Genomic DNA, 17,828 nt, shown 5'->3' with positions numbered 1-17,828 from the left:
TGCAAAGGGCCCGGAAGGCTTCGCCTTCCGGGCCCTTTTTCTGTGCCAATGTCGGCGCACGGCAAAACACGCACTCATTTCTTTACCAAAAGCGCGAAATCCACCCTTCGAGGCCCAAAAAATAAAGTCCCAAGCGCTAAAAGTGTTCGCCCGGTGGCAAACCCACACCTTAACCGACGCTGATAAATCGTTTTAGCAAGAGCCAGATCGACCTAGTTTTCGGAAGTATGCGGCAAATTCTGAGACCTTCGAACACACCCCGTTTTTTTACAACAAAATGCCTGATAAACTAGCCTCAAAAGCCAGGTCTGCTCACAGGGTTCAGATTTTGCCGCATACTTCCGAATTGACGCTGGCATCGCACGGTCCAAAAGCACATTTCGATCTGGAGGACGTCATGGACCTGACGCTCTGCGGTCAATCCGCTTTTTACTATTACCGTATCCCGCCGCAGGTATTAGGCCTTTACCCCGCCATTAGCCTTGGCAATATAGATCGCAGATGTTGCGGCCTCGGAAGTCATGCAGTTGTAAAAGACCTGCTTCACGCACCGCTTCACAGGCTTGTATTCACTCGGGCACAATCGGGGTCGCGAAGCCTCTTTAAATCGCACCTCCTGACCCAAGAGCCGCCTCCTGGGTCGTTTAGGCAGACTGAACATGGATTTGATGTCACTTCACCGGAATTCACGCTGCTCAGCCTTGCTACGCAGGTCTCCCGCAACCAGCTACTCATGGCTTGCTACGAGATGTGCAGCTCATTTGCAGTGTTTACGCCCTGCGAACGTACGCAACAGCAACTTGATGAGGCAATATCTCTTAAGTTCATTCCGCCCGACTGTGGTTGGAAGCGTATTGTCGACACCAAGGGCAATGACACCAACTTGTGGAAACGCGCGCCGCTCCTCAGCGCGGCGGATATCGCCGCGTTCGCCAAGCAGGCCGCAGGCCTGCGCGGTGTTAAGCAGCTCCGCTGGGCCGCCGAACGCATGGCAGGGCAGACCGCCTCGCCCTTCGAGGTCCAGACGTCCATGCTCGTCTCACTCCCCCGCGACGAAGGCGGTCTGGGTATAGGCATCACCAATAACGCACGCATCCCGCTCAGCGAAGCCGCACGTTCGCTGTATGACAAAACCTGCTGTTATGCCGATATCCTCATCGAAAGTGTCACCGACAGCATGGGCGTCATTCTGGAATGCCAAGGCCGCTCCGCTCATGACAGCGAAGCTGCGAGTCTCTCCGATGCCGAGCGCACTACCGCACTCACAAGCATGGGCTACGACGTCATCCAAATTACCTATGGCCAGATCAAGGACAAAAGGAGCTTTGGCAACCTTGCCGAACTCATCCATAAAAAGGCCGGGCTTCCCTACACCCCAAAGATCAAACAGGAGTGCGACGCCGAAGATGCTCTGCGGCAAGAACTGCTTGTCGATTGGGATGACCTATTCGCTGCCAGGCAGGCCAGCTAGCAGCTAGCGATCAGAGGCAGCGCGGGCGCGCTGGGCAATGCGACGCGGGCGGCAAAACCTGCCTCGGTTAACTCGACGACCTCGGTAAACGTTGCGTCAAAGAACGCTTCGGTCAGCAGGCGGTACGGCGGGTGATCCGGCTCGCCGGGGTTTTCGCGCACAATCTCGTGCATGACGCCAATGGTTTTGAGCACATACTCTTGCGGGATCGAATACTGGCCAAACTGGGCCGCAGCGGTATAGAGGCGATCGGTCGCACGCGGAATGGAAACGATGCCCAGCGTCTTGCCAAACCAGTCAAAATCGCCCTGCTTTTTAATGCGGAATTCCTCGCACGGCTTGCCGCCGCGTGCTTCCAGATACTGGTTCACACGCGTGTTCCATACCGTGTCGGCCACCAGATGCGACCAGACGCCCAGCGTTAAATCGAGCAGCGACTGCGCCACATCTTCGGACGCAAGCGAGAACTCACAGGCGCCGGGACCGACAACCGGCTCGGCATCCCTGTAGCGCTGAGGATAGTGCACGCGGTTCAGTCGCTCGCGCTCCTCGACAATCGAGGTAGCCTCAGCAGGTTCGCCCGCGGGTGCGCCTTTAAGCAGCGGCGCCACATAGGTATCCCAGAACTCGTGCTCGCGCGGCTTAGGGATAGGCTCGGGCTTTGCAAAGTGCGTAATGCGATACGGAATGGGATCGGCGATGCCAGGGACCATATAGCCCACGAAGATATCCGGAACCACGCAGCCAAACAAAAAGGCATTACGGTCGCGCACGCTATCGGCAAGCACGCTAGCACGTGCCAGCAAGCGCTCCGTTTGAGCGATATGAATGTTCCAACTTGGCATAGCCACCCCCATAAAACCTGGTTAACTATACCATCACGGCAGAGTCGCACAGGCGGCCATACATACCCTACGCAGCAACTATTCCGCAGCACCGCTTTCGGTTCCATACGACGGCACGGGCGCCTCGACCACATGGTGATATCGATCGATATAGATGGCACGGGCCTCCAGGCGGCGCACCAAATCTTGATGGTGCGTACTCATCAAAACCGTCTTACCGGCAGCAACGTAGGCCAGCAAAAAGTTGACTACGATGTCGCACGAGTCCTCATCGAGCCCGTTGGTGGGCTCATCGAGCACTAGGATATCGGGGTTCATCGACACCACCGCAGCCAGCGCAACGCGCTTCTTTTGCCCGCCCGAAAGCTGATAGGGCGAGGCATCGACCAGATCGGCAACCTGGAACAGCTCCATGGCATCGCGGACGCGGCGCTCGAGCTCGTCTGTCGGCAGCCCCATCTGCGCGGGGCCAAAAGCAACTTCCTCGCCCACCGTAGCGCAGAACAGCTGGGCGTCGGCATTCTGGAACACAAAGCCCACGCGCTGATGAAAACGCTGAGCGGCTGCGGAATCCTTGAGATATGCCGCATCGATCACGTGCCCGTCAAACAGGTACGCACCCGCGTCCGCTAGTTCAAGACCGTTGATAAGGCGCATAATCGTCGTCTTACCGCAGCCGTTGGGACCGAGTAGGGCAACGAGTTCACCACGATCGACCTGCAGCGACACACCATCGACAACCGTATGCCCCGCATAGGAGAACAGCACGTCGCGAAACTCGATGAGCGGCACGCTCTTGGCGCCAGTAGCACCGCTCGCGCCCATCACGCCATTCGTATCGTTTGCCAAAACGTCGCCCTTCCCTATCCACATCGACGGCTCGGCCGCCCGCGCTACAGCACCGCGCACAACACGGCGAGCAGCACCACGACGACCGCATAGACCGCATCGCGCCAGCCAAAGCCGCTCCGCGCGGGAGTCGGATACGCACCGGCAAAGCCACGGCAAAGCATAGCCTCGTCCATCGCGCGGCTGCATTCCATCGCCTTGATAAAGGTCATGCCCATGATACCCGCGATCGAATCGGTACGCGAAAAACCCGCAGGCGCACGACCCACACTGCGCAGCATGACCGATTCGGTCAGATCGTGCGCCGTGCGTCCCAGCACCTCGATGTGCTTGAGCGCCATATCAAACGTAAAGATGACCTCGTCGGGCAGCTGTAGCGTCTTGAGCGCCGCCGACATGCGGCTCCAGGTGAGCGTCCACGAAACGCCCAGCACGAACGACACGTTAATGAACGTCTTGAGCGCGATCTTGAGCATGGCGCCCGCGGCAGAAGCGCCCAGCAGCAGGGCAGGCAGTGCCAGAACCACCGCAAGCCCCGTGGCGCCGAGCGCCGGTACAAAGGTCGCACGCAGCCCGCGTACGGGGCGCACGGCAACGAGCACCAGCGCGATGGCCGCCATCAACATGAGGTACAGCGGGCTCTGCGTCAGACACACGCACAGGACGCAAACGAACATCCCCACCAGGCGCACCGGAGCCGAAACGCAAGAAAGGGCGCGGTCGACCATCGACCCGCCCTCGTGCGCGCCTCCACCCAGGCGAACCCGCTCAAGCAGGCTCGCCAGGTGCAGGACATTCTTTTGCATCACACGATGCCGAGCCCCCGCGGGCTCGTAACGCTCCTCGGCCGCAAGCCAACTAGGCAGCTCGGCTATTGCCATGAGCACCGCTTTCCTTGACCGTCAGCGAGACCAGGCGGAATGTGATGGTGAGCACCGCCACGCCAATCACGCCCGAAAGAATATACATCGCAGCCTGGCCGGCAAAGCCAAGGCCCTGCTCCTCGGAATAGGCCTGCAGATAATCGCCCGTGGGCAGGGCGTCGGCAAAGGTCGGGGTGTCGAGGCCGACCGAAGCCTGCAGGCTGTCGTCGCCAGCCTCCTGAACGGCGGTCGCGGCGCCCTCGGCGTCCCACTCACCCCAGGCGTCACCGGTGGCGAGCAAGCCGAGCGGCGTAGCCACGACAAGCACGGCGACCAGAATGAGCGTGGGAATCAGGGAAGTCTTCTTGGCGGTACCATCGGCGGCAAGCTGGCCATCGGCGGCTTCGGGGCCGACGATAATGCTCGGCGCCGTCTTCTTAATGAAGCCGTAGATGGCGGCCGTCGCCACGCCCTCGATCACGCCGGCAACCAGCATATGCGGGATCAACATGGCCGGAATAGCCACGGACAGCGGGAAGGGGCAGTACAGAGGGGCGCCCGAAGCGTTGGTGAAGAGCATCGGCTGAATACCAAACTCGATTGCCGCGCACAGGGCCGCCAGGCACAGGCCGACCCAACCGCTCACGATGGCAGAAACCGAGGTGCCCCAGCTCTTGTCGTGCAGACGGCTGTTGAGCGCACGGAACACGATAGCAGCGACAAACGGCAGCACAAAGGCCATGTTAAAGCAGTTGGCGCCAAACGACAGAACGCCGCCGTCGCCAAACAGCAGCGCCTGCAGCGCCAGAGCGACCGAGACAGCGATAGCCGCGGCCTCGGGGCCCAGCAGCAGCGCGATGAGTGCGCCGCCGACGGCGTGACCAGTGGTACCGCCGGGCAGCGGAACGTTGAACATCATGAGCAAGAAGGAGAATGCGGCGCAGATGCCCAGGAACGCCATATGCTCGCGATCGAGCGTGGCGCGCACCTTTTTGATGCAGTGAACCCATACGGGCACCATCGCCACCGCCATAACGGCATCGGTCTGCGGGGACAGATAATTATCGGGAATATGCATGAGCCCTCTCAATCAGAACGTTGTGTGTTACGTTTCCAACAATCCGTAACACCGACTCTGCATACTAACAAAAAGGCGCACCGCCCACAACGCAGCACGCCCTTGCAATACGTACGTTATTAGCCCAGGTCCACGCACCGCCCAATAAAGGGCCCATGCACTCCCAACTTTCCGGTCACCCGGAAGAAGGTGCGATCCGCTCGCAACAAGGTTAACGCAGGAACCCGCCCCCGAGAGGGGTTTTCTAAGGCAACATCCCGCAGCCGCGAAGTGGCGAGGACGTTGCCGCGAAAACCCCGCAGGGGGCGGGTTCCGAACAGCAAAGATTACGAGCGGACTTCGCCGTTTACGCCCTTGCACACCTTGGTGACGATCTTCTGGTGCGCCTTCTCGACCTCTTCGCTAGTAAGCGTGTGGTCGTCCGAGCGATACGTGAGCGCAAAGGCCATGGACTTCTTGCCCTTGCCGATACGAACCGGATCGCGGTAGACATCGAACAGGCGCACGCCCTCGAGCAGCTTGCCGCCGGCGCTGGTAATACGGCGCTCAAGATCCTCGCAGGTCACGGCATTGTCGACCACAATGGCAAGGTCGTGCTCAACGGCCGGGTACTGCGAGAACTCGCGGTAGTTCTCCTGGTTGCGGGCGCCCTTGATCAGCTTGTCCAGGTCAAGCTCAAAGGCAACGACAACCTCGTCGATGCCGCAGGCCTCGCGCGCCTCGGGGTGGATCTCGCCGACCCAACCCAGCACGGTGCCGCCGGACAGAACCTCGGCCGCACGACCCGGCTGCAAAAAGGCATAGCCCTCGCCCTCGACGGGACGGAAGCGAACCTTCTCGATGCGCAGCTGGGCGAGCAGCTCCTCGACGATACCCTTGCCAAAGAAGAAACGCAGTTTACGGTACTTCATGTTCCAAGACTGCTCGCTCCACTGGCCCGAGAGCACACCCGCGACGGACTTGGTCTCCTTGGGCAGGCTGGCGTTCTCGCGACCGTGGAACAGGCTGCCGACCTCGTACAGGTGCACGTTGGGCGTACCGTGCGCCTCGTTGTAGGCCACGGACTGCAGCAGGCCCGGCAGCAGCGAACGACGCATCTCGGTCTGCTCGGCCACCAGCGGGTTCATGAGCACCACGGGGCAGCCGCGACCCTCGGTGGGCATGCCGATCTTCTCCAGGTCGCCCGGGGCGGCAAAGCCAAAGGTCGTGGTCTCGTTGAGGCCGCAGGCGCGCAGGATCTCGCCGACCTTGCGGGTGAGCTTCTGCTCGCGGGTCAGGCCGCCGATGTGGTTCTTGGCAGCCGGGATGGTCGCCGTCACACGGCCCATGCCCCATAGGCGCAGGACCTCCTCGATCAGGTCAATCTCGCGCGGCAGGTCGGGACGGAAGCTCGGCGGGGTAACCATAAAGTCCTCGCCGTCGCGCTCGACGGTGCAGCCCAGACGGGTAAGCGAACGCTCGATAAAATCGGGCTCGATGTCGGCACCGCAGATGGCATGCACGCGGGCCAGGCGCAGCTTGATGCTGTCGATGGTCTTGGGCGCGGGGAAAACATCGACATAGCCGGGAGCAACCTCGCCGCCGGCGATCTCCTCGATGAGCGCGCAGGTAACGTTGGCGACATCCACGCAGCCAGTCTCGTCAACCTGGCGCTCAAAGCGAATGGAGGCGTCGGAGATCAGCGACAGATCGCGGCTGGTGTGCGAGGTGCGACCGGCGTTGAAGCAAGCGCTCTCGACCATCACGTCGACGGTGTCGTCCTCGATCTCGGAATCCATGCCGCCCATAACGCCGGCCAACGCCACGGGGCGCTCGCCGTCGGTGATAAGGCCCATGCCGGCGTCGAGCACGCGCTCTTCGCCATCGAGCGTCGTGAATTTCTCATCCTGCTGGGCGGCGCGAACCACCACGCGACGGTGGCCATCGCGCTCGGCAAAGGTGTCCAGGTCAAAGGCGTGCAGCGGCTGACCGGTGAGCATCATCACGTAGTTGGTGATGTCGACGATGTTGTTGTGCGGACGCACGCCCAGGGCGTTAAGGCGCTTGACCATCCAGTCGGGCGACGGGCCGACCTTCACGTTGCGCACGATGCGGGCGACATAGCGGTCGCACAGGCCCTCGTCGGCAATCTCGACGGAAAGCTCGTCGTCGGTCGCGCGGCCAGTCTCCGCCTTGATGGCGGGCAGCTCCACGTGGAAATCGCGGTCGAAAATGGCACCGGTCTCGCGGGCCATGCCGATCATGGACAGGCAATCGGGACGGTTGGGCGTGATCTCGCAGTCGAGCACAGTATCACTCGAGCCCACGTACTCGGCAAACGGCATACCGCAGGGCGTGTCCTCGGGCAGAATCATGATGCCGGAGTGGTCGCCACCCAGGCCGAGCTCGCGCGCAGAGCAGTTCATGCCCATGGACACGACGCCGCGAAGCTTGCTCTTCTTGATCTTGACGTCGCCGGGCAGGACAGCGCCGATCATGGCCGTGACGATGTGGTCGCCGGCCTCGAAGTTCTGCGCGCCGCAGACGATCTGCAGCGGAGCGGGATTGCCGTCGGCATCGAGGTTCTTGTCGCCCACATCGACCGAGCACACATACATGTGGTCGCTATCGGGGTGCGGGGTCTTGGTGAGCACCTTGGCGGTCACCACGTGGTCGAAGGACTCGCCCACGGTGTCGATCGCCTCGACCTCGGTGCCGGTACGGATATATTCGTCCGAAAGGGTCTTGGGATCCTCCGGAATATCGATCATGGTCTTGAGCCAGTCGTAAGAAACACGCATCTAGCTCTCCTTTCATACTGAAAGCCTGCGAAGAGATGCAGGTGGAAACTTCAACTTTGTGAACATTCCTTACAAAGCGAGGGTTGTCCAAGTGCGGCAGATCGGCCCGAAAGAGGAGTGCCGCGTACTTTGGTACGCAAGCGACGAATGAGCGCCGAGGTGCCGTGCTTGGGCAAGCCGCAGCCTAGAACTGATTCAAGAAACGCATATCGCCTGTCATGAGCGTTCTGAGGTCCGGCAGGTCGTAGCGCAGGGCCGCGACGCGCTCGGCGCCAATGCCAAAGGCGAAGCCGGTGTACTTCTCGGGATCGATGCCGCAGTTGATCAGGACGTTGGGGTCGACCATGCCGCAGCCCAAGATCTCGATCCAGCCGCTGTGCTTGCAGAAGTTGCAGCCCTTGCCGCCGCACACGTGGCAGCTCACGTCCACCTCGCAGCTGGGCTCGGTGAAGGGGAAGAAGTGCGGGCGGTAACGCGTCTTGCGATCCTCGCCAAACATGCACTTAACAAAGTAGTCGAGCGTGCCCTTCAGGTCGCCAAAGGTGATGCCCTCGTCGACGACCAGGCCCTCGATCTGGTTGAACTGCGGCAGGTGGCAGGCATCGGCCGTGTCGGGACGGTAGACGGTGCCCGGGCAGATCATGTAGATGGGCGGCTTCTGCGACTCCATAGTGTGGATCTGCACGCCCGAAGTCTGGGTGCGCAGCAGCACGTCGGACTCGCCGTGGGCGTGAGCCTCGGGGTGCGCGACGCTGCCGGGGTTGTTGTCGACCACGTAGAAGGTATCGCGGGCCGAGCGGCTCGGGTGATCCATGGGAGCGTTGAGCGCGGTGAAGTTGTAGTAAGAGGTGTCGACCATGGGGCCGGACTCGACGGTGTAGCCGATGCCGCAGAAGATGTCCTCGGCCTCCTCGATGATTTGCTTGATCAGGTGCTGGTGGCCGATCTGCGGACGGATGCCCGGCAGCGTGATGTCGACGGCGTCGTGCTCGAGTGCGCGCTTGAGGGCGGCGGCCTTCATCTCGGTGTTTCGCTCGTCGAGCATGCCCTCGATCAGCTGGCGCATCTCGTTGGCGCGCTTGCCCATCACGGGACGATCCTCGGGGGCGAGCTTGCCCATCATGCGCATCAAGCCGGTGATACGACCCTTGCGACCGAGCAGCTCAACACGCGCAGCCTCGAGCTTGGCGGCGTCATCGGCGCCTGCGACGAGCTCCTTGGCCTCTTCCTCGAGTTTGACCAGATCATCAATCAGACTCATGTCTTCCCTTTCGTCTCTCGCGCATCCACTTGCCGCGGCGGCTGGAGCCACCCGGAGCTGCGGATGTGCGGCCCGGTTCGGTAACAAAAAAACCGCCCTCGGGCGTGTGCATTGCCCAAGGACGGTTGAATTCCGCGGTACCACCTTGTTTGACCCGGCGGATGTCTGGCCCGCCGTGCCCACTCTGCGCCCCTTATCGCGAGGCTCACGGCTTCCCTACTGGGGCTTCGCCGCCGCTAGCCGCGCGCCCGTTGAGGTCGCTGCTCGGGAGTGAACGCTTGGCCCTTGCCACCGCAGGAAGGCTTGCAGCCCATGACCTTCCCTCTCTTGCCGGCGACGCGGCGGGCAAAACCCTCTCCGTCAACGCATTGGGCTATAGGATAACACATTCTGCGTGTGCATCGCCGCGTTCCGTTTTGTTCGCACTGGGTACAAGGCAGGTAGCTGTGCAAACTGGCCGCACGCCCACCCGTGGCGCTCGACCTGCGAGATCAAGGATATAGGTATGAGAAAGAAACTCGATAAGAAGGCCAAGGCGGGCAAGAGCATCAAGAAGCTCCGCAAGCTCGAAGGCAAGCTGTGGACTCGCGAGTACCTGCTCAAGATTGCCGAGTTCGATGGAGCGACGATTGCTCCTGCCAACGGCGCAGCAGCGCGTGCCGACGCCATGGGCACGCTTGCCGGCGAGCATCACAAGCTGCTGACCAGCGAGAAGTCCGTTGAGCTCGTACGCTCGTTAGCGCGCGAGACCGTCGCCGGCGGCAAAATCGACGACCCTCAGCTGCTCGACGAGATCCGTGTGCTCGGCCGCGATCAACGTGAGGCCAGTGCCATCCCCACCGAAGAAGCCGAGGCCTGGACCAGGCTCACCTGCGAGGCGGACGCCGTGTGGCACAAGGCCAAGGCAGCCAACGACTGGGCGAGCTTTGAGACCTATGTGGATAGAATCGTCGCCCAACTTAAGCATCAGGCCGAGCTCATGGACCCCAAGCGCGATCCATACGACGTTTGGCTCGACCAGTACGAGCGCGGCCTTTCCGCCAAGAGCTTCGACGCGTTTTGCGACGAGGTCAAGGCCACGGTCGTGCCGCTCGTGCACGCCATCGGCGAGCGCGGCCAGCAGCCGGCTGCCGACTTTTTGCACGCCCACGTGCCCGAGGCTGCCCAGCGCGCCATGAGCTTCGACCTTATGAAGCTTGTCGGCCTGGACCTGGACGACACCGCGCTTGCCTTTACCGAGCATCCGTTTAGCGAGGGCTTTGCCGTGGGCGATGCGCGCATCGCGACGCACATCTACGAGGACGACTGCATCTCCAACGTCTACAGCATCATCCACGAGGCGGGGCACACCATGTACGAGCTGGGCGTCAATCCCGCCTATGCGCGCACGTGCCTGGAGGGCGGCACCTCCATGGGCATCCACGAGAGCCAGAGCCGCTTTTTCGAGAACACCGTGGGTCGCAGCCGCGCCTTTATGGGCCCGCTGCTCGAGGTGCTGCGTCGTCACGCGCCCGAGGTCTACGGCGACGTCGACGAAGACACGCTCTACCGCGCCGTGAACATCGCGCAGCCGTCGTTGATCCGCACCGAGGCCGACGAGCTCACCTATCCGCTGCATATTATGGTGCGCTACCAGATCGAGCGCATGCTGTTTGCCGGCGAGGCTACGGCCAAGGACATCCCCGCGCTTTGGAATCGCTTTATGGACGAGTACCTGGGCATTCCAGTTCCCGACGACACGCACGGCTGCCTGCAGGATACGCATTGGAGCGGCGGTTCGTTTGGCTACTTCCCCACGTATGCGCTGGGTAGCGCCTACGATGCCATGTTTGTGCCGGCCATGTGCCGCGACGGCGTCGACCTTACCGGTGCCTGCGCGAGTGGCGATCTGTCACCCGTTCGCGCGTGGCTGGGCGAGCACATTTGGCAGTGGGGTCGCGCCAAAGACGCGCCGGAGCTCATCAAGGGCGCCTGCGGCATGGCCTTTGACGCCCGCTACTACTGCAGCTACCTGCAGGACAAGTTCACCACGCTGTACGAGTTGTAAGGATTGACCAGCACGCCATCGCCAACGCCAACCATGTTGACGCCAATGTCTTGGCAACGTCAGCGAAAACGACCCTAAGCGAGCAAGGCGACGTGAAATGAAAGGGCGCTGACCTTCTGGTCGCGCCCTTGAAATTGAACGTCAGATTGCCGCTTAGGGGCGTTTGCAGCGTCGAGCAGTTACGCGGTTTGGTAAAACCGCGTAACTACAGAGCCTCGAGTGCGTTGGCGATGCGCTTCATGGCGGCATCGGCGGATGCTTGGTCGGGCGCCTCGGCCAGCACGCGGATAACCGACTCGGTTCCGCTCTTGCGTACGAGCACGCGGCCCTCGCCTGCCAGCGCAGCCTCGGCCTCGGCGATGGCGTTCTGCACGCCCATGTTCTCGAGCGCGGCGTCCTTGTCCGCCACGCGCACGGCCACCTGCGCCTGCGGCAGCAGCTTGCACGGAGCCGTGAGCTGCGAGAGCGTCTCGCGCTCGGCGCGGATCACTTCCATCACGCGCAGCGAGGTCATAATGCCGTCGCCCGTGCGCTCGATATCGCCAAAGATCGTATGGCCCGTCTGCTCGCCGCCCAGGCTGTAACCGCCCTCGCGCATCTTGGCATACACGTGACGGTCGCCCACACCGCTGGTCACGACACTTAGGCCGGCAAGCTCCAACGACTTGATCAGGCCAAAGTTGCTGGCAATCGTCGGAACCACGGTACCGCCCGAAAGGCGACCGTGCTTGTTCAGGTACACGCCGCACACGTACAGGATCTGGTCGCCATCGACCACGCGGCCGCGCTCGTCCACGGCCAGGCAGCGGTCGGCATCGCCGTCGTAGGCAAAGCCCACGTCCAGGCCCTGCTCCACCACATGGCGCTGCAGACGCTCCATATGCGTGGAGCCGCAGTCGACGTTGATGTTAAAACCATCAGGCGCGGCATTGATCACGCGCACGTCGGCGCCCAGCGCGTCGAACACCGGCTTGGCCACCGAGGACGCCGAGCCGTTGGCGCAGTCGATGCCGATCTTGACGCCCTGAAGCGAAAAGTTCGCGCTGGCGATGAGCGAGGCAATGTAGCGGTTGCGGCCCTGCATGTAGTCCACCGTGGCGCCGATGTGGTTGCCCGTGGCCAGCGGCACCTCGCTCTTGCTATCGACGTAGTCCTCGATGAGCTCCAGTACGTCCTCGTCCATCTTAAAACCGTCGCTATTGACGAGCTTAATGCCGTTATCGCAAAACGGGTTGTGGCTCGCGCTGATCATGATGCCGCAATCGAAGCAGCCTTCCACGGTCTGATGCGCTACGCCCGGCGTGGGGATCACGTGCAGCATATAGGCGTCCGCGCCGCTCGCGACCAAGCCGCTCACCAGCGCCGCCTCAAACATATAACTCGAGCGACGCGTGTCCTTACCCACGATGACGCGCGCCTTGCGCTCGCGGTTGGCGCCGTAATACCAGCCCACAAAACGGCCAATCTTATAAGCGTGCTCTACCGTCAGCCCAACGTTAGCCTCACCGCGAAAGCCGTCGGTGCCAAAGTACTTCATGCGCTCTCCTTACAAAATAGGGGCGAACAGATTGCCTGTCCGCCCCAAAATGGTACTCGATTATCTGCGCTACCAGAAAAACCCTACGCCGACGCGCTGTCGCGAGCCGCCTGGCATGTAGGAGTCTGACGCAGCGTAAGCGGCTTGTCCCCCGCCTCGGCTGACGTGGTCAGCGTATATGTGATCGTCGTCGTCTCGCCAGCATGCAGGTCAACGGTGCCCGAATAGAAGGGGATTCCATGCCACGTAGCGGCGCCAAGACCAAACTGGGTGCCCTCGACGGTCAGATCAGTAATGTTGCCGCCCGTCGGGGCAAACAACGAGACATTCAGACGCTCGTCGTCGCGCGCGGCATCGGGCGCGCTCGCCGCGACGTAGTCGGGCAGCTTGCCGGCCTCCTCCTGCGTCATGATGTTCGTCAGGGTAACGGCGATGCGATACGAGCATGTGCCGTCACCGTTCTTGATGCCCTGGCCAATCTGCGTATCGGCATTCAGGTACCAGTCGAGCTTGGAGAAGCTCAGGTTGTTAAAGTAGACACCAGCAACGGGATCTTCACTCGGGTCATCCGGATCGGGCAGCGAGGCGTCGATGTTCATCTCCTTGATAGCGTTCTGCTCGTCATCGTTTTTCATCCACGCGATCAGGCGGCCCTCTTCGGCACCGCGCTCAACGGCGCTGACAAGCTTCGTAACATCGACATCGCCGATACCGCCAAGGATCTTGTCGAAGGCAGCGCTGGCGACGGATGCAAAGATGCCGTCCGACTCCTCGACCGGATAGTTCCAGTACACATCGTGCATGAGGACCTTTGCGGCGTTGGTGCCGTCGACAACCGTTCCGTCGGGCAGCGACACGTTACCGACCAGGCCCAGCAGATACTGCAGGAACACCGGGTCGATGCCGACGACGCCATCAACGTCCTGCCCATATTGGGACTTCCACAGCGCGGCGACACGCTGCGAGTTGCGGGGCCAATCAGGCGAATAGGTATTGCCCGAGTTGTACAGGTTACTGTGGTTGCCGAACAGCGCCTCATCCTCTTCGTCGACACTCTCGACTGCCTCATCCTCACTGAGCCCAATGCGGGGAACAAACTCGCCAATCGACATCTGGCCGTCGGTGACCGAAATCAAACCTTGCGAACCGCCAAAGCCGCCGCAGGCACGAATTTCGACGTTGTTCATGGCGTACACAAGGTAGTTACGCGTCTGGCCGTTGGCGCCGAGCATCTGGGGAAGGACGGGGGCGACCTTCTCCGCCGCGTCAACCGCGCCGTTGAGGGTGGCAAAGCCGTCCTTGGCCTTATCGACCAGCTCGGTCACCTGGGAAATATGAGTATCGCCAATGCCCTGGATCTTCTCGTTGGCGCTCTTGAACACCTTCGAGCTGCTGGAAAGCGAATCGGCGACCGCCTGCAGCGCGGACACGTTAATCATGCCGTCCTGAAACAGCTTGCCGGGCGTGGCCTGCGAAAGGTTATCGGCCATGGGAACCAGCGCATTGCTCGAGACATCGGACAGGGCGTCGATCATGGTGCGGGCCGCATTGATGTCGCTGCCATACACCGGGATAAACGAAGCCGCCGTCCACAGCGGGCTCGAGGTCTCCGCCTTCATGCTGTCGCAAAGCTCATCAATCTTCTTCGCGTCGTCAGGCAGCGTCGAAAAATCGCCCGACGTGACCTTGTCCTTAAGGCCACCGACAATCTCGACGGCCTCCTTCGCTTCACTCTTTACGGTCTTTGCCGAGTTAAGCAGCATAAAGCCGCTTGCGCCAAGCGCAACGAGAAGCACCGCGGCTACAGCGGCAATAATGGCACCGGTGTGACGCTTTTTGCGCTCGCCCTTGCGATGGCGATGACGGACCAGACCGTCAGAGGTCGAACTCGACGAAGCGTCGCTACCGTAGTTCAAGCCAAAATCGTAATAATCTTCCTTGGAACCCGAGCCCGCAAACTCGGTACCGCTATCATCCAGGCGAGCGAACGTGCCAGTCTCGGAGGCGCCGGTGTAAATCGTGCCGAGGTTACCCGTAAGCCCCGCGCCACCGGCAGAGGGAGTATTGTTGTCGGCCTTGCCGGCATTAACGTTGCCGGCGGCATTCGCGGCGTTGGCAGCACCTGCGTTGTTCGCAGGTACCGAAGGAGACCCACTCGGCTGCGACGTGGAGGTTGCACCGTCCGCAAAGACATTCCCTCTTGCACGGCCGGTCTTTTTTGCCTTTTGTGACTGCTCGTACAGAGCGGTAAACATCGCCGTCTCGCCCGGGGACACGCGCTTACCGGAACCGCCCTGTCCAGTGCCGCCCGGCGTGCCGGCCTTACCAGCCCCGTTCGGACGCGGCGGAACTGCAGGACGGCCGCTATCGCTGCCCTTAAAGTGATTACCAGCCATAAAGAAATCCTCGCAATTGAGTCGCAATGAAAAAGTCCATAACGTTACTAGTTTATGGCATTTTGGGCATCGACAGCTAAACTCCAGACACGGACATCAATTGGCGAAAATGCGGCACAACACCTTTTCCGTCTTGGCGGCGGCGCCAGCTACACCGTGAGGAACATCATCACGATGATCATGGCAAAGCCGATAAGGTCGGTCGGCAAAAACACCGTGCCCAGCATAACGGCGCTGGTGATGGTCGCCGAAACCGGCTCCACAGTTCCGATGAGGCTCGCACGCACCGAGCCGATGTCCTTAACGCCCTGCATATAGAGCATGTAAGCAAAAAACGATCCGATAACCACGAACACCGCGAGCGCCTCGACGCCGGCAGCGTCGAGCGCTGGCATATGCGTCCAGGGCTGCACGAAGACACACGAGAACACGCCCGCCGTGAGCATTGCCGAGCCCGTGACGATGGGGCTGCCGTATTCGGGCAGGATCTTGGCGGGAATCACCGCCATACACGTGGCGCTGACCGCACACATAAGACCTGCTGCCAGGCCAAGCGGCGAGATATTCAGGCTGGTGGGGTCGCCGCCGGTGGCGATTAAAAAGGTTCCACCCAGAGCCAGGCCAATGCCGATAACTTCGCGAGTACGCGGCATGCGGCGATCGGTCACGCAGGTGTAGCCCATGATGATAACGAGCTGCAGGCACTGGAGCACCGTCGCGGTTCCGGCGTTCGTCAGGCGCACGGCCGAAAGATAGCAAAACTGGTTGAACAGCAGACCAAAGGCGGTAAAGAGCAGCAGCTGCTTGCGATCGGCGGGTGTGGTCCAGAGCTTAATCAGGCGCTCGCGGTCGCGCGTAACAACCACGGCCATAAAGAGTAGACCGGCGAGAATCTGACGCACGCTCATAAGCCACAAGGTGTCGACGTGGTAGGTATCGAACAGAAAGCTCGCGCTGGTGCCCGAGAAGCCCCAAAACGAACCGCCCACCAGCGTAGCCAAGACGCCCGTGATCATCTTGCGCGTCGAAGCGCTGTTCAGGCGCTCGCGCCAAGCGCGGCGGGTGCTACGGCTGAGCTCATCGGTGCCCTCGGGCACATCAATGTTCGATATATCGGTCATCGGCACCGAAGCCCCTGCGCCTTCGACCTGCTCGACACGCTCTTTGCTCATTCCATTCCCTCGAAGCAACCTGGAAACAATTCGGCTTACCTTACCACGGCGAAGGCACCAGCCGAAGGCTTGTCCGCTTATCGGTAGGACAATTCCGCAGACGTCTTTCCATAGCTCGATACCGCAATGGCCTTGCATTATGCGACAGTCAAATCGCGGCAGCAGGCTCTTTTGAAATGGATATGACAAAGCCCCCGAATTCCACAATGTAAGCGATTTTTAAAAATGTTCTTGCCACCGAGTTCAGGCTCCGTTATATTATCCCTTGCGCGCTTGCGCACCCTTGATCGGGCGTTTAGCTCAGGGGGAGAGCGCTTCCCTGACACGGAAGAGGTCAGAAGTTCAAATCTTCTAACGCCCACCAAATGTTCGCAGCTCAGAGGCTATGTCCTCTGGGCTGTTTTGTTTTATGTCGCTAAATCCGCTGGCAGTTCCAACCGTCATCGCAACGTAACATCAATTCACCTGACGAATGGCAGCCAAATATATTCAATACCCCAACATCAACAATAGCCAGGCACAAAACTGCGCCGCAAGCTGCTCCAACCGCCCAACTGGTCAAAAGCCGACCATCTACTTGCCAATTTATCTAACGGCGTAACCAAGCAGTCCGCGCCGCAACTTCTCAACAAAACGCCGCGATGTCTGCGCCCTGCGGTATCCTTGAGCCACTCGCACCTGCAGCACCAAGGAGCCGCCATGCGCACCGAGCTCGATGTCCCCTTTTCGCACAAAGAAGAAGCCAAAGCGCTGGGCGCCAAATGGGACCGGACCAAGAAGATCTGGTATGTACCCAGCGGCGTCAACCCCGAGCCCTTTGCCGAGTGGCTGCCCGGTGTTGACCGATCCGACCCCTCAGCGCCGTATATATATCTAGTACTGGGCAAGCGCGAGTGCTGGAAGTGTCACAAAGAGACCTCGGTCGCGGCCTTCGGCATTCCCTATCGAATCGATGACGACAAGGGCATCGCCATCGCGCACGCGCCCAACGAAGCCGGGCACATTACCATCGACACGGCCAATGCCAACGCGCTCGCCATTGTTCCCGCTCTTGGCTGCGTGCCGGGCGAGATCCGCGACTATCTTTCTAAGCGCTGCGGCTACAAGCCCGTAGGCGCGCGAGCCTCCAAAGCCCCGTCGCTCGGCAACACGTGCACCAGTTGCGACGCGCTGCAAGGCAGCCGCTATCTGTTCGAGGAGCCCTCGTCCCCGTTTGCCCTCACTGCCATCAACAAACTGCCGGCACTGGAGTTTGTGCGCGTCGAAGTTGCCGGCGTCTTCGGCGTCCCGGCCACACGCACCGACTTTGACCAGGCGCTCTTTACCTGGGCACGCGACCATCACGCCAAGTTCCACAAGCAGCTCGGTGAGGGGATTTATTTATAGGGACAGAGATGCCTTCACAGCCAGCTCCTCCGCATCACCTATCCCTCGTCGCCGGCGTCGTACACGATATCGAGGCCACAAACAGGGCATTTCTCCTGATACACCGGCATATGAACGCCTGTCCGTTTTCTCACTTCGTCGCT

12 protein-coding genes and 1 tRNA gene are annotated in these 17,828 nt (G+C 61.0%); 4 read left to right on the top strand and 9 right to left on the bottom strand.

The window, feature by feature from the left end; translation table 11 throughout:
- Positions 1-397: 397 nt before the first annotated feature.
- The gene (locus tag DW171_RS05760) at positions 398-1,471 is read left to right on the top strand and encodes a hypothetical protein (protein WP_147325422.1); all 1,074 of its coding nucleotides are present in this window, start codon (positions 398-400) and stop codon (positions 1,469-1,471) included.
- Here the strand turns inward: DW171_RS05760 and DW171_RS05755 are convergent.
- From DW171_RS05755 to pheS, 6 genes are all read right to left on the bottom strand, one after another.
- The gene (locus DW171_RS05755) at positions 1,468-2,316 is read right to left on the bottom strand and encodes a hypothetical protein (RefSeq protein ID WP_118270695.1); all 849 of its coding nucleotides are present in this window, start codon (positions 2,314-2,316) and stop codon (positions 1,468-1,470) included. The two genes, DW171_RS05760 and DW171_RS05755, sit on opposite strands and share 4 nt — an antisense overlap.
- 78 nt (positions 2,317-2,394) lie before the next feature.
- Positions 2,395-3,165, bottom strand: coding sequence for an energy-coupling factor ABC transporter ATP-binding protein (locus DW171_RS05750; protein WP_229071777.1), 771 nt, complete (start codon positions 3,163-3,165; stop codon positions 2,395-2,397).
- A 44-nt stretch (positions 3,166-3,209) separates the two neighbouring features.
- Entirely contained in the window at positions 3,210-4,046 is an 837-nt protein-coding gene (locus DW171_RS05745) for an energy-coupling factor transporter transmembrane protein EcfT (RefSeq protein WP_117786095.1), read from the bottom strand.
- A complete protein-coding gene (cbiM, locus tag DW171_RS05740) occupies positions 4,024-5,106 on the bottom strand; it encodes a cobalt transporter CbiM (protein WP_117563716.1) in 1,083 nt (360 codons plus the stop codon). The genes DW171_RS05745 and cbiM overlap by 23 nt, the downstream gene beginning before the upstream one ends.
- 326 nt (positions 5,107-5,432) lie before the next feature.
- Positions 5,433-7,886 carry a phenylalanine--tRNA ligase subunit beta gene (gene pheT, locus DW171_RS05735; protein WP_118270693.1) on the bottom strand — a complete coding sequence of 818 codons (2,454 nt, stop codon included), beginning with the start codon at positions 7,884-7,886 and terminating at the stop codon, positions 5,433-5,435.
- A gap of 184 nt (positions 7,887-8,070) precedes the next feature.
- Positions 8,071-9,147, bottom strand: a complete 1,077-nt coding sequence (gene pheS / locus DW171_RS05730; protein WP_055250566.1) for a phenylalanine--tRNA ligase subunit alpha — start codon at positions 9,145-9,147, stop codon at positions 8,071-8,073.
- A 505-nt stretch (positions 9,148-9,652) separates the two neighbouring features.
- Here pheS and DW171_RS05725 point away from each other — a divergent pair.
- On the top strand, positions 9,653-11,194 hold the full coding sequence (locus DW171_RS05725; protein WP_118270692.1) for a carboxypeptidase M32: 1,542 nt from the start codon (positions 9,653-9,655) through the stop codon (positions 11,192-11,194).
- A 205-nt stretch (positions 11,195-11,399) separates the two neighbouring features.
- On the opposite strand, the gene glmM is transcribed toward DW171_RS05725, so the two are convergent.
- From glmM to DW171_RS05710, 3 genes are all read right to left on the bottom strand, one after another.
- Positions 11,400-12,731, bottom strand: coding sequence for a phosphoglucosamine mutase (gene glmM / locus DW171_RS05720; protein WP_117736243.1), 1,332 nt, complete (start codon positions 12,729-12,731; stop codon positions 11,400-11,402).
- Positions 12,732-12,814: 83 nt separating this feature from the next.
- Entirely contained in the window at positions 12,815-15,127 is a 2,313-nt protein-coding gene (locus tag DW171_RS05715; protein WP_118270691.1) for a DUF4012 domain-containing protein, read from the bottom strand.
- A 149-nt stretch (positions 15,128-15,276) separates the two neighbouring features.
- Complete coding sequence (locus DW171_RS05710; RefSeq protein ID WP_199586864.1) at positions 15,277-16,299, bottom strand: DMT family transporter; 1,023 nt, start codon at positions 16,297-16,299, stop codon at positions 15,277-15,279.
- A gap of 289 nt (positions 16,300-16,588) precedes the next feature.
- Here DW171_RS05710 and DW171_RS05705 point away from each other — a divergent pair.
- Together DW171_RS05705 and DW171_RS05700 are read left to right on the top strand one after the other, a co-directional pair.
- A tRNA-Val gene (locus tag DW171_RS05705) sits at positions 16,589-16,663 on the top strand.
- 335 nt (positions 16,664-16,998) lie between these two features.
- Positions 16,999-17,685, top strand: coding sequence for a DUF5710 domain-containing protein (locus tag DW171_RS05700; protein ID WP_117839823.1), 687 nt, complete (start codon positions 16,999-17,001; stop codon positions 17,683-17,685).
- Positions 17,686-17,828 lie beyond the last annotated feature (143 nt).

It is taken from the genome of Collinsella sp. AM15-2, from assembly GCF_003471985.1.
Lineage (GTDB): Bacteria > Actinomycetota > Coriobacteriia > Coriobacteriales > Coriobacteriaceae > Collinsella.
Note: the sequence above shows the minus strand (reverse complement) of the source record. Positions and strands in the feature narration are given on the sequence as shown.